Genomic DNA, 12,915 nt, shown 5'->3' on the forward strand with positions numbered 1-12,915 from the left:
GGGTCGGCCAGGCATGACCATACGACTCTCCCTCGGCCACATCGACACCTACGACGACCGGGTCGCGACGTTCGCGCACCAACTCGGACTCTCCGGCGTCCAGTTGCACACACCGGATCTGCTGCCCGGCGAGGACGGGCACTGGAGCCTGCCCGAGCTGCGGGCGCTGCGCGACCGCTGCGACGCCGACGGCCTCGCGATCGACGGCCTCGAGAACGTGCCGCTCGCGCACTTCTGGAAGATCCAGCGCGGCCTGCCGGGCCGCGACGAGCAGATCGAGAACTACCAGCGGACCATCCGCAACCTCGCCGCGGTGGGCATCGACCTGCTCGGCTACAACTTCCTCGCCACGTACGTGTGGCGCACGGACATGGCGGCGGCGGGACGCGGCGGCGCCAAGGTGACCACCTTCGACCTGGCGGACGTCTCCCGCGGCAACGCGCTCGCCGGATACCGGCTGACCCCCGACCACCCCGTCGAGGAGCCGATCACCGCCGACGACATGTGGGCGAACCACCAGTACTTCCTGGACGCCGTGCTGCCGGTGGCGGAGGAGGCCGGGGTACGCCTCGCGCTGCACCCCGACGACCCGCCCGTGGACCAGCCGCTGGGCGGCATCGCCCGGATCTTCACCTCGCCCGCGGCCATCGGAAGGGCCCGCGCCCAGGCGGGCGGCAGCCCGTCCTGGGGGCTGAACCTCTGCCTCGGCACGGTGTCGGAGATGGCGGGCGAGGAGAGCATCAACGAGGTCATCGACCTGCTCGGTCCCCAGGTCTTCTACGTGCACTTCCGGGACGTGCGCGGCACCGTGCCGCGCTTCACCGAGTGCTTCCTCGGCGAGGGCAACTTCGACCCGGCGCGGGTGATCCGCCGCCTGGAGGCCGCCGGGTTCGACGGCTTCCTCATCGACGACCACGTCCCGGCGATGATCGGCGACCTCGACACCTGGGGCGACACCTCCTCCGCGGCGTACTGCAGCCGCGGGCGGGCCCACGCGATCGGGTACCTGCAGGGCGTCCTCAACGGTCTGGGGCTCGACGGCCCCGCCGCCCGCGAGGCCGTACACGTTCCCGGCGCGCGCGGCGCCGCACCCGGCCAGGACCGGCCTGCCGCCCGGGCCCAGGGTTTCTCGTCAGCACAGTGACGTCAGGAGGAGAGCACGTGACGGATGGGTGGATCCGCTGGCCCGCCAACGTGGCGGGCCGGTTCGGCGGCGAACCGGTCGCCTTCGGGGGCGACTACAACCCCGAGCAGTGGGACGAGAGCGTGTGGCCCGAGGACGCCCGGCTGATGCGCGAGGCCGGCGTCAACCTCGTCACGGTGGGCGTGTTCGCCTGGTCGGCACTGCAACCGGGCCCGGACCGCTGGGACTTCGGCTGGCTCGACCGGGTGCTCGACCTGCTGCACGAGAACGACATCGCCGTCGACCTCGCCACCGCCACGGCGTCTCCGCCGCCCTGGCTCACCACGCGGTTCCCCGAGGTGCTGCCCGTCGACCGCGACGGGCGCACCATGTCCCAGGGCGGTCGCCAGGCATGGTCGCCGTCGTCGGCGGTGTTCCGCGAGCACTCGCTCGCCCTGGTCGAGAAGATGGCGGCCCGCTACGGCGGCCACCCGGCGCTCGCACTGTGGCACGTCTCCAACGAACTCGGCGGCCACAACTCGCGCTGCTACGGCGAAGCGAGCGCGGTGGCCTTCCGCGGCTGGCTGCGGGAGAAGTACGCGGACTCCCTCGACGCGCTCAACGCCGCCTGGGCCACCCGCGTGTGGAGCCAGACCTACTCGGCATGGGAGGAGATCCAGCCTCCGCGGGTGACGTTCACCGACTCCAACCCCACGCAGGTGCTGGACTTCGACCGGTTCAGCTCCGACCAGCTGCGCGAGCAACTCCGCGCGGAGAGCGCCGTGTTGCGGCGACACACGCCGGACGTGCCGATCACCACGAACATGGTGCTGTTCGACGCGGGCAAGAACATGAACTACAGCTCGTGGGTCGGCGACATGGACCTCGTGTCGAGCGACCACTACCTGCGCCCGACACCCGACGCCGACGCCGAGCTGGCGTTCTCCGCCGACCGCGCCCGGGGCCTGGCCGAGGGCGCGCCCTGGCTGCTGATGGAGACGGCCACCGGCGCCACGAGCTGGCGCCCGGTCAACCCGGCCAAGCGCCCCGGGCAGTTGAGGCGCGACGTGTTCGCCCACGTCGCCCGCGGAGCGGACGGCATCTGCTTCTTCCAGTGGCGGGCCGGCCAGGCCGGCCCGGAGCGGTTCCACTCCGCGATGCTCCCGCACGCCGGGGCCGGCAGCCGCAAGTTCCACGAGGTCAAGGCCCTGGGCGCGGACCTCGCGGCCTGCGCCGAGGTACTGGGCAGCACGACGGCCGCGGACTGCGCGCTGCTGTTCGGCGAGGAGGCATGGTGGGCCGCCGACCGGGAGTCCCACCCGCACAACGGGCTCTCCTACGCCGACACCGCCCTGCGCTGGTACCGGAGTCTGCGGGACGCCGGCCTGACCGTCGACGTCGTGCCGCCGTCCGCGGACCTGTCGTCCTACCGGATGATCGTCGCGCCCATGCTGTACCTGGTCTCCGACGAGGACGCGGGCGCCCTCGCCGCGGCGGCCGAGGCGGGCGCGACCGTGCTGGTGACGTACTTCTCCGGCATCGTCGACCCGCTCGACCGGGTGCGGCTCGGCGGCTACCCCGGGGCCTTCCGCGACCTGCTCGGGGTGCGGGTCGAGGAGTTCGCGCCGCTGCCGGACGCGGAATCCGTGGAGATCGAGGGCGTGACGGGTCCGGCACGGGTGTCGACCTGGCACGAGCGGATCGACCTCACCGGCGCGGTGGCCGAGGCCACCTACTCCGGCGGGGACTTCGCCGGCCTGCCGGCGGTCACCCGGGCACCCCGCGGCGCCGGTGAGGCGTGGTACGTCGGCGTGGAGCTGGAGGCCGGGGCCCGCGCCGCGCTGCTGGCGGTGCTGGCCCAGCGCTCCGGTGCGACGGTCGTCCCCCACCGGGCCGGCCTCGACGCCGTGGTGCGCAGGGCGGCCGACCGCGACTACCTCTTCCTCATCAACCACGGCGCGGACGACGCCGTCGTCGCCGGATCCGGGACGGACCTGCTGGACGGGTCGGTGCACGAGGACGGGATCGTGGTGCCCGCGGGCGGTGTACGGGTCGTCGCTTCCGTGCGCGGTGACACGGAAGGGGTGTGAGTGGATCCGGCCGGTGAGCCGTCGTGGATAGGGTGGTGACGCCGACCCAGGCGCAGGACTGGTGGAGAAGGCGGTATGGCGCTCGATGCTGAGGGCAGCGGGACGGGGGACGAGGCGCCCCTGCGGTTGTCGGCGCCGGAGAAGGCGAGGCTGCGCGAGATCGCCGAGCAGATCCGGTTCCGCGCCGACTCGCTGGCGGACAAGCTGATCCTGGCCTACCGGGCGGAGATACCGCAGTACGCCGTCGTCACCGACCCCGTGCTGCTCGCGGACATGAAAGCCGTGTCCCTGACCGGACTGCTGTGCTGGCTGGACGCGCTCGACGTCGACCGGCCCATCGACGACGACCTGCTGCTTCCCGTCCTGGAGGCGCGGAGCCGGCGGGCGCTGCAAGGCGTGGGCATGGACGCCATGCTCCGGGCGTACCGCATCGCCACCCGCACGGTCTGGCAGGAGATCCTCGAACTGCCCGTCGACCAGAAGCTGATGGCCCCTCTGTCCAGGCGCATGCTGGAGTTCGTGGACCGGTTGACCACCGCGGCCGAGAGCGCCTACGCCGCCGAAACCCCCGAGATCGATCCACACCACGAAGAACAAGGGCACCCGGCGCTGTTCGAGGCCGTCCTCGCCGGGCAGCACCAGGAGCAGCACCGCGAGGCGGGCGAACTCGCCTCGGACCACTGCGTGGTCCTCGTCGAGGTGCTGCGGAGCACCACCCGGCTGTCCCTCGACGAACTCGCCGCGGGGCTCGCCCACGAGTCCCGGGCGGCGTACTGGACGACCCGGCACCGCAGCGTCGTCGCCGCCTGCCCGGTGGGCCGGGGCGGCGGGCGGGACGAACTCCTGCGCCGGCTGGAGCGCTTCGCACGCTCCCGGCCGTCCGTGGACGGCGTCGCCGTGGGCGGTGCCGCACGGGGAACGGCCGAGACCCGGCAGAGCTACCGCGAGGCGGGCCAGGCGCTGCAGATCGGGGCACAGCTCGGCGACACCGCCACGCGCGTCCACGACTACCAGCAACTCGCCCCGCTGGCCGCGCTGATCGCCGACCGCGAGCAGGCCCGGCGGTACGTCCAGGGCTGTCTGGCACCGCTCGGGCGTCTGGCCGAGCGCGGGTGGGTGCTGCCCACGCTGGCCTCCTATCTGCGGCGGCAGGGCAGGTTGAAGGCGGTCGCTGCGGATCTCGGCGTGCACCACAGCACGGTCAAGTACCGGTTGAACGAACTGCGTCCCTTCCTGGACGCCCACGCCCAGGACGGCGACCGGGCCGGCGCCGTCCTGCTGGCCATCCGCGTCCACGACTACCTCGCGGCCGAGCAGGATCCTGTCCCCGGCGGACGAACCGGTGCCGGGAACTCGGTCCCCGAGGACGAGGCGGACACCCGGACCACTGGTTAGTGTCGCGCTGGTACGACGCTCATTTCCCCCCCAACCTCTCGACATCACACGGCCGTTCACCGTGATGACCAGCCCCCTGCCCGCTGGATCCGCGCGTTCGGGACCACGTCCCGCGAGAGCATCCGCGCCGGGCGTCTTCGAGGGGCACCCCCATGACAAGAGAAGGGCAAGTAACCGATGTTCGACGAACATCCGTCGGCTGCCGATGAACGTCAGTCCTCCTTAGGCGCCCACCGGCGTCCGACCGGTCGCGACCGCACCCTGCGCAAGGCCGCGCTCATCACCGGGGCCTCCATGCTGAGCCTGCTGCACCTGACCGGCAGCGCGATGGCCGACCCGCCCGGCGCCGACGGCGGCGCCCGCTCGAGTTCCAGCGGGAACGACAGCAGCGGTCAGGCGGGCCAGAGCAGCAACGGCGGCGGCCACCAGGAAGGTGCCATCGGTGCCGGCGGCTCCTACGGAAGGAGCTCCGACGGCGCTCCCGCCACCGCGGGCATGAGCCTCGGCGACGGGAAGACCGGAGCGGGCGGCACCGCGTACGGAAGCGGCGACAACTCGGCGGGAGCCGGGGCCACGAAGGCCGGCCCCAGCGGTGGCATCTCGCTGGGTGGCGCCACCTCGATCGGCAGCGACTCCAACGCCCAGTCCAACGCCGCCTCGGGGAGCAACTCCGCCAGTTCCGAGGCGTCCGGCGGCCGGAGCGCCAACTCCACGAGCGGCTCCACCACCGTGGGGGCCGCGGCCTCGGCGAGCACCGGCGACGGCGGATTCTCCGGTGCCAACGCCAACTCCGGCACGAGCCTCGGCTCTTCGGCGGCGGCTTCCGGGACCACCGGCAACACGAACGCCAGCGCGGCCGCCGGGCCGATCGGCGGAAAGTACGGATCAACCGTCGGCGCGGGCGTCACGGGCAGCTCGGCGAACACCGCGGGCCCCGGCACGTCCGCGGCGGGCAGCCAGGCCGGTGACGCGAGCGCGCAGGCCTCCGCCACCAGCAGTTCGGGTCCCACCTCCGCCACCTCGACGGCCGTGGGCACCACGCTCGGGGGTGCCGCCTCGGCGACCTCCACCGCGGCCGACGGCGGAACCGCGACCGCCCAGGCGCCGGGGGCCGCGCCGGCCAGCATCTCGGGGGAACCCGGCCAGAGCGTGTCGGCGAGTGCCTACAGCGGCGCGATCGCCGGGACGCCCGGCGCCATGCTCGGCTCTCCCTGGGGCGCGACGACCACGAGCACCACCCAGTCGGCTCCCGCCCCGGCCGCCCCCGCGGCTCCCGCGGCCCCGGCCGACCAGTCCGCCCCGGCGGCGGCTCCGGCCGCGGCGGACGACGCGGCTGCGGCTGCGGCACCGGCGGCTCCGGCTGCTCCCGCGGCTCCGGCCGCCCAGTCCGCCCCGGCTGCGGCTCCGGCCGCTCCCGCGGCGGCGGACGACGCTGCGCCTGCGGCCGCTCCCGCGGCCTCGGCCGACCAGTCCGCTCCGGCGGCTGACTCCGCTCCGTCGTCCATGTCCGTGGCCGCTGCCTCACCCGGTGACGACGGGACGTCCAGCAGCGCCTCGGACGCCGGCCCGGCCGCTTCCGGTGACACCGGTGCCTCCAGTGACGGTGCCTCCAGTGACGGCGCCTCCGACGGGGGCACGTCCGCCTCCGGCGACAACGGCGGCGACTCGGGCAGTTCGGCCGGCAGCGACGGCGGCAGTGACGGCAGCGACGGCGGCAGCGACGGCAGCTACGGCGGCGGCGACGGCGGCAGTGACGGCGGCTACGGCGGTGGCGATGGTGGCTACGGCGGTGGTGACGGAGGCGGCTACGGCGGCAGCTCCGGTGGTGACGGGGGTGGTTCCGGTGGTGACGGCGGCGGCTCCGGCGGCGGCGAGGGCGGCGGTTCGGGCGGCGGCGAGGGCGGCGGTTCGGGCGGCGGCTCCGGCGGCGGCGACTAGCACCCGAACTCCCTGAAATTCCGGCACCATCGCACCGGGCTTCCGGCCACCTGGCCGGAAGCCCGGTGGCGTCTTTTCCGGCCTGCTGGGAGTACGTTCGCCGGGTGGCCGAACGGAGTCGGGCACCCGATGGGCCGTCTCGTGGCGTTGCTGGAGGCGTTCGTCGAGCAGGTCGACGCCCCGGACCCCGCTCGTGGGACAAGGCCCGCCAGATCCCGGCACCCGCACTGGTCATCGGCGGCGGCCCCGGCAGCCGCATGCCCCAGGCCCGCGTCGGCCGGCTCGCGGCCCGCATCCCCGACTGCCGCCTGGCGACCGTTCCGGCCGGACACCACATCCCTCGGGTTCGACCCCGCGAGTTCGCCGCGCCCTCATGATGCGGATGGGTCGGGTGCGCCACGTGACATGAGTGAACGGTCATGTGATCGAAGAGGGCTCGCTCTCATGCGGTGGATCGTCCAGCGAGAATGCGTCTTCTGTTCGGGAGTCGAAACTCGTATAGTGACCGTGAAGTTCACGTGATCGGTCACTGAGGCGGGCCGAGTCATCGCTGTGACCGGCAGGAGAATCGAGGCTTCGCGTGTCCAATCGGCCGACCCTGCGCACCGTTGCGGCCGAGGCGGGCGTCTCGCACCAGACGGTGTCGCGGGTGATCAACGGCGACCCGACGGTCACCGACGTCGTCCGCGACCGGGTGCAGTCGGCCATGCGCCGGATGGACTACCGGCCGAGCGCCGGCGCGCGCGCTCTGGCCAGCGGACGTACCGAAGTGGTCGGTGTCGTGCTGCCGCACAACCCCGGCTTCGCCTTCTCCAACGACCACCTGATCCGCCTGGTGCGCGGCGCCGACCAGGAACTCGCCGCGCGCGGCTACGGGTTGCTGCTGTCCACCAACGAGGTGGCCGCGGAACCCGCGTCCGCCTACCGGCGGTTCGTGCAGCGCCGCCAGGTCGACGGGCTGCTCGTGGAGGCCGGCAGCGGCGGCGAGTCGCTGCCCGCGCTGCGGGCCGCGGGCTACCCGACCGTCGTGATCGGCTACCCCGGCGACGACCTCGACCTGACCTGCGTCCACCCCGACGACGAAGGCGGCGCCTACGCGGTGACCCAGCACCTGCTGGCGCTCGGGCACCGCCGGATCGCCGTCGTCAACGGCCCCGCGGAGAACCGGCTCGCGATGGCGGCCCGGCTGCGCGGTGTCCACCGGGCGTTCGCCGACGCCCGCCGCGCCGTCCCCGACGACCTGGTGGAGCACGGCGACTTCACCGCCGCGTCCGGTCACGCCGCCGCGGCCCGGCTGATGGCGCGGGCCGACCCGCCCACCGCGATCTTCGCGTTCAACGACGGCATGGCGCTCGGCGTCCAGCGCCTCCTGCGCGAGCAGGGCCGCGCCCTGCCCGCCGACGTGTCGGTCGCCGGTTTCGACGACACCGAGGCCGCGGACCTCGTCGACCCCGCGCTGACCAGCGTCAGCATGCACAGCGTCGACGTCGGCCGGCGCGCCGCGCAGATCCTGCTGGACCTGCTCGACGGACGGCCGCCGGCGCAACGGGAGACGGTCATGCCCTGCACCCTGAAGGTCCGGGCCTCGACGAGGCCGTGCACGGCCGCCGACTGAACGGCCTGTGGACCGCTGAACCACCCACCGGCGACCCGCTGAACCGCCCACCGACGACCGGACGAACCGACGGCTGACCGGCCGCCGGCCCCACGGCGGCGCACCGCCGTACGCCCGCACCCGCCCCGACGCCGTGGCACCTGAGCATCCCCCCACGTACGAAGAACCCGCCGACCGCACCCAGAGATCCCCGAACTCCGTTCCTGGAAAGGACCGTTCGTACCGATGGACCACGCCCAGAGCCGGACCGGCACCCCGGACTCCTGCGCCTACGTGGAGGACGTCTCGCCCGGCAACGGGCGCATGCGGCCCCGCGCGGCGTTCCGCTCCGACGCACCCGTGATCGACCTGGACGGCGAGTGGAGCTTCCGGCTCGGCGCCGGACTCCACGACCTGACACCCGGGTTCGAGGACCCCGGCTTCGACGCCGCGTCCTGGACCGCCCTCGCCGTGCCGTCGTGCTGGCAGATGGACGGCGTCCCCGGTACCGGCCGCTTCGGCACGCCGGCCTACACCAACGTCACCTACCCGATCCCCGTCGACCCGCCCCGCGTACCCGACGAGAACCCGACCGGCGAGTACCGCAGGGAGTTCGAGGTCGAGGACGGCTTCGCCCAAGGGGGAGCGGCCGTCCTCAGGTTCGAGGGCGTGGACTCCTGCTTCGCGGTCTGGCTGAACGGGGAGTTCCTCGGTGACGGCAAGGGCAGCCGGCTGCCCACCGAGTTCGACGTCACCCGCGTGCTCCGGTCCGGCCGCAACGTGCTCGCGCTGCGCGTCCACCAGTGGTCCGCCGGGACGTACCTGGAAGACCAGGACATGTGGTGGCTGTCGGGCATCTTCCGCTCGGTGCGGGTGCTGGCCCGGCCGGCCGACGGCATCGCCGACTTCTTCGTCCACGCGGACTACGACCACCGCACCGGCACCGGCACCCTGCGCGTCGACGTCGCCGGCGACGCCCGGCTGACCGTCCCCGCGCTCGGCATCACCGACGCCGACCCGGCGGGTCCGTTCACCCTGCCCGGCGTCGCGCCGTGGAGTGCCGAGCAACCGCGGCTCTACGACGGCGAACTGGCCTCCGCCGGCGAGCGGGTCCCGGTGCGGATCGGCTTCCGCCGCATATCGGTCGAGGACGGGGTGCTCACCGCCAACGGCCGGCCGCTGGTCTTCCACGGCGTCAACCGGCACGAGTGGGACCCCGTCACCGGGCGCACGCTCAGCCGCGAGACCATGCTCGCCGACGTGCTGCTGATGAAGCGCCACAACGTCAACGCCGTGCGGACCAGCCACTATCCGCCGGAGTCGGCCTTCCTCGACCTGTGCGACGAGTACGGCCTGTGGGTCATCGACGAGTGCGACCTGGAGACCCACGGCTTCTCGCAGAACGGCTGGCGCGGCAACCCCAGCGACGACCCCGCCTGGTGGCCGGCGCTGCTCGACCGCGCCGTGCGGATGGTCGAACGGGACAAGAACCACCCGAGCGTGGTGTTCTGGTCGCTCGGCAACGAGTCCGGCACCGGCGCGAACCTGGCCGCCATGGCCGAGTGGATCCGCGACCGCGACCCCGACCGCCTCATCCACTACGAGGGCGACTGGGACAACTGCGGCTACACCGACGTGTACTCGGTGATGTACCCGGACTACCCGACGGTGGCGGTGGTCGGCGCCCGCCAGGAGCCGCTCACCGGCGACCCGGTGAACGACGCCCGCCGCCGCGCCATGCCGTTCCTGCTGTGCGAGTACGCGCACGCGATGGGCAACGGCCCCGGCGGGCTGCGCCAGTACCAGGAGCTGTTCGAGACCCACCCGCGGCTGGCCGGCGGCTTCGTGTGGGAGTGGATCGACCACGGTGTCGCCCAGCGCACCGAGGACGGCACGCTGTACTACGCCTACGGCGGGGACTTCGGCGAGCCCGTGCACGACGGCAACTTCGTCGCCGACGGCCTGGTCCTGCCCGACCGCACGCCGTCGCCCGGCCTGCTGGAGTACGCCAAGGTCATCGAGCCGGTGCGGATCACCGCACGGCCCGACCGCTGCGGGATCGACGTCCGCAACCTGCACCACTCCAGGGACACCGGGTACCTGCGGTGGACCTGGCTGCTCGAGGTGGACGGCGAGCAGGCCGGCGAGGGCGAATGGCCGCTTCCGGTGACCGCCGCGGGAACGACGGGCAGGTCCGACTGGCCGGACGACCTGATCAAGGCCGTCGACGCGGCGGGCCCGGGGGAGCGGTGGCTGACCGTGACCGCGCAGCTGTCCGCGGACGAGGCGTGGGCGAAGGCCGGGCACACCGTCGGCTGGGCCCAGCTCGACCTGCGGGCGGGAGCCGCCAAGGACGCTGCCGAGCCGCACGCGTCCGGGGCCGGCGCCTCCGGTTCCACCGCGGCCGCCGGTGCCGCCCGGGCCGTGCCCACGGGCGCGGCGACGACCGCGGTGCCGCGCCGCACCGGGACCCTCACCCTCGGGCCCGGCACCTTCGACGCCGCGACCGGAACCCTGGTCCGGCTCGGCGACCTGGCGCTCGACGGGCCCCGGGTGGACGTGTGGCGCGCCCCGATCGACAACGACTCGCGGTCGCCGCTGCTGGACGCCTGGCTCAAGGCCGGTCTCGACCGGCTGCGGCACGCGGTGCTGGAGATCAGGACCGGCGACGCCGGACTGACCGTCCGCACCAGGATCGCCCCGGCGGGGCAGGACACCGCGCTGCTCGCCGACTACCACTGGACCACCGCGCCCGGGAACCGGCTGGCGCTCACCGTGGAGACCAGGCCGGTCGGCGGCTGGCGGGTGCCGCTGCCGCGGCTGGGTGTCGCCCTGGCCCTGCCGGGAGAGCTGGACCGGGTGAGCTGGTTCGGCCTCGGCCCCGGTGAGGCGTACCGGGACAGCGAGGAGGCCGTGCGCGTCGGGCGGTACGCGAGCACCGTGGCCGCGATGCAGACGCCGTACCTGTACCCGCAGGAGAACGGCAACCGGCGCCATGTGCGCCGGGCCCGCCTGACCGGGGCCCCCGGCGCCGGAACGGGACTGGAGATCACCGGCAGCCCCTGGTTCGACCTGACCGCGCGGCCCTGGTCCACCGCGGACCTGGCGGCGGCGGCCCACACCTGCGACCTGAGTCCCGACGGACTCACCCACCTCCACCTCGACCTCGAACACCACGGTCTCGGCAGCGGTTCGTGCGGCCACCTCGTACAGCCGCGGCACCATCTGGCCGCCGTCCCGGCCCGGTTCACGCTGGGGTTCGGCCTGGTCGAAGCGGAGGAGGGTGATGGCGTAGGGTGACATCCGCGACCCCGGCGGCGGTATGATCAGCCAGCGAGACAACGTTGGCCCACCTTTCGGCGCCACGTCGCCGAGGGGAGCATTCCGTGAGTACACCGAGCCCGGGCCCGAGCGCGGCGGCGCCGCGGCGGCCGACCATGGCCGACGTCGCCCGCGAGGCGGAGGTCAGCCTCAAGACCGTCTCGCGCGTCGTCAACGGCGTGTCCACCGTCGATGCCGAGATGGCCGCGCGGGTCCGGGCGGCGGTGGCGCGCCTGGGGTTCCGCCGCAACAGCATGGCCCGTGACCTGCGGACCCGCAGCACCTCGGCAACCATCGGGCTGCTCATCGAGGACCTGGCGAACCCGTTCTACGCGGGCATCGCCGCGGCCGCGGCGCAGTGCGCCCTGGAGAACGACACCCTGCTGATCACGGCGAGTTCGGAGGAGGACGCCGACCGGGAGCGCAGGCTGCTGCTGCAGATGTGCGAACGGCGCGTGGAGGGGCTGCTGGTCGTGCCGGCCGGCAGCACCGCCGACCACGTCTACCTGCGCCCGGAGATCGAGATGGGCACGCCGGCGGTCTTCCTGGACCGCCGGCCCACCAACCTGCGCGTGGACACCGTGCTCATCGACAACGCGGCCGGCGCGCGGTCCGCGATCGAGCACCTCACCGAACGCGGCCACGAGCGGATCGGCGTGGTCTCGGACTGGCTCAGCATCCCGCCCATGGCCGAGCGGCTGTCGGCCGCCGAGGCCGCGCTGGAACGCGCCGGCGCGCCGTACCGGCCCGACCTGATCCGCTACGGCCTGCACACCGTGCCCGACACCGAGGCCGCGGTGGAGCAGATGCTCTCCGGGCCGCAGCCGCCGACCGCGCTGTTCGCGTTGAACAACCGGCTCACCCTCGGCGTGCTCGGCGTGCTCAGCCGGCTCGGCCGGCAGGTGGACGTGGTCGGCTTCGACGACTTCGAGACCGCCGGGCTGATGGCCCACCCGCTGACCGTGGTGTCCTACGACGCCCGCGCGATGGGCCGGTTCGGCGCCGAGCTGCTCTTCAAGCGGATCGCCGGCGACACCTCGCGGCCCAAGACCGTGGTGATCCCCACCGAGCTGGTGGAGCGCACGCCGGGCCGCGAGACGGCCGCCCGCGGGGCCGCGGCCCGCGCCTGATTCTCGCCTCCGGCGGAGAGCCAGTGTCAACGTGCCTGCCCGTCACCGGGGTTGGCGCCCGGCCCGGCCGCCCGGCCGGGCCGCCCGGCCCGGCGGAACTGGGGAACCCAGCGCCCCTGCGGCTACCGGGCACCCTCCGGGGGGTGCGTCCCCGTCCAACGGTCCGCTCTGGCTGGTCGCGCTGGGGGCACCTCCCAGGCGAAGCCCTGGGGGACCCCGCGCCCCTTTGGGGGTCCGGGGTGCCTCGCGCTGCGCTTGGCCGTGTGCTGGTCTCGTCGTGGCTTGTCGCGCTGGTCTCGTCGCGCCCCCTCGGCAGCCGGGGTG

At 73.8% G+C, this 12,915-nt stretch carries 7 protein-coding genes; all 7 read left to right on the forward strand.

The window, feature by feature from the left end; genetic code table 11:
- Nucleotides 1–13: 13 nt before the first annotated feature.
- The 7 genes from ACH4TG_RS31895 to ACH4TG_RS31925 all read left to right on the forward strand — a co-directional run bounded on the left by ACH4TG_RS31895 (nt 14) and on the right by ACH4TG_RS31925 (nt 12,591).
- A complete protein-coding gene (locus tag ACH4TG_RS31895; RefSeq protein ID WP_398246079.1) occupies nt 14–1,144 on the forward strand; it encodes a mannonate dehydratase in 1,131 nt (376 codons plus the stop codon).
- A 17-nt stretch (nt 1,145–1,161) separates the two neighbouring features.
- On the forward strand, nt 1,162–3,213 hold the full coding sequence (locus ACH4TG_RS31900) for a beta-galactosidase (RefSeq protein ID WP_398246080.1): 2,052 nt from the start codon (nt 1,162–1,164) through the stop codon (nt 3,211–3,213).
- 75 nt (nt 3,214–3,288) lie between these two features.
- Nucleotides 3,289–4,608 carry a PucR family transcriptional regulator gene (locus ACH4TG_RS31905; RefSeq protein ID WP_398246082.1) on the forward strand — a complete coding sequence of 440 codons (1,320 nt, stop codon included), beginning with the start codon at nt 3,289–3,291 and terminating at the stop codon, nt 4,606–4,608.
- 177 nt (nt 4,609–4,785) lie between these two features.
- Nucleotides 4,786–6,546 (forward strand): hypothetical protein, encoded by a 1,761-nt coding sequence (locus tag ACH4TG_RS31910; protein WP_398246083.1) that lies wholly within the window; start codon nt 4,786–4,788, stop codon nt 6,544–6,546.
- Between the two features lie 580 nt (nt 6,547–7,126).
- A complete protein-coding gene (locus ACH4TG_RS31915; protein WP_398246084.1) occupies nt 7,127–8,161 on the forward strand; it encodes a LacI family DNA-binding transcriptional regulator in 1,035 nt (344 codons plus the stop codon).
- A gap of 225 nt (nt 8,162–8,386) precedes the next feature.
- Entirely contained in the window at nt 8,387–11,440 is a 3,054-nt protein-coding gene (locus ACH4TG_RS31920) for a glycoside hydrolase family 2 TIM barrel-domain containing protein (RefSeq protein ID WP_398246085.1), read from the forward strand.
- Nucleotides 11,441–11,526: 86 nt separating this feature from the next.
- Complete coding sequence (locus tag ACH4TG_RS31925) at nt 11,527–12,591, forward strand: LacI family DNA-binding transcriptional regulator (RefSeq protein ID WP_398246086.1); 1,065 nt, start codon at nt 11,527–11,529, stop codon at nt 12,589–12,591.
- Nucleotides 12,592–12,915: the final 324 nt, after the last annotated feature.

It is taken from the genome of Streptomyces sp. NPDC020917, from assembly GCF_044333795.1.
Taxonomy (GTDB): domain Bacteria; phylum Actinomycetota; class Actinomycetes; order Streptomycetales; family Streptomycetaceae; genus Actinacidiphila.

What these genes read in the sequence shown, in the direction of transcription:
- ACH4TG_RS31910 (WP_398246083.1), top strand. Translation starts at nt 4,786, where the DNA reads ATGTTCGACGAACATCCGTCGGCTGCCGATGAACGTCAGTCCTCCTTA.
- ACH4TG_RS31920 (WP_398246085.1), top strand. Translation starts at nt 8,387, where the DNA reads ATGGACCACGCCCAGAGCCGGACCGGCACCCCGGACTCCTGCGCCTAC.
- ACH4TG_RS31895 (WP_398246079.1), top strand. Translation starts at nt 14, where the DNA reads ATGACCATACGACTCTCCCTCGGCCACATCGACACCTACGACGACCGG.
- ACH4TG_RS31905 (WP_398246082.1), top strand. Translation starts at nt 3,289, where the DNA reads ATGGCGCTCGATGCTGAGGGCAGCGGGACGGGGGACGAGGCGCCCCTG.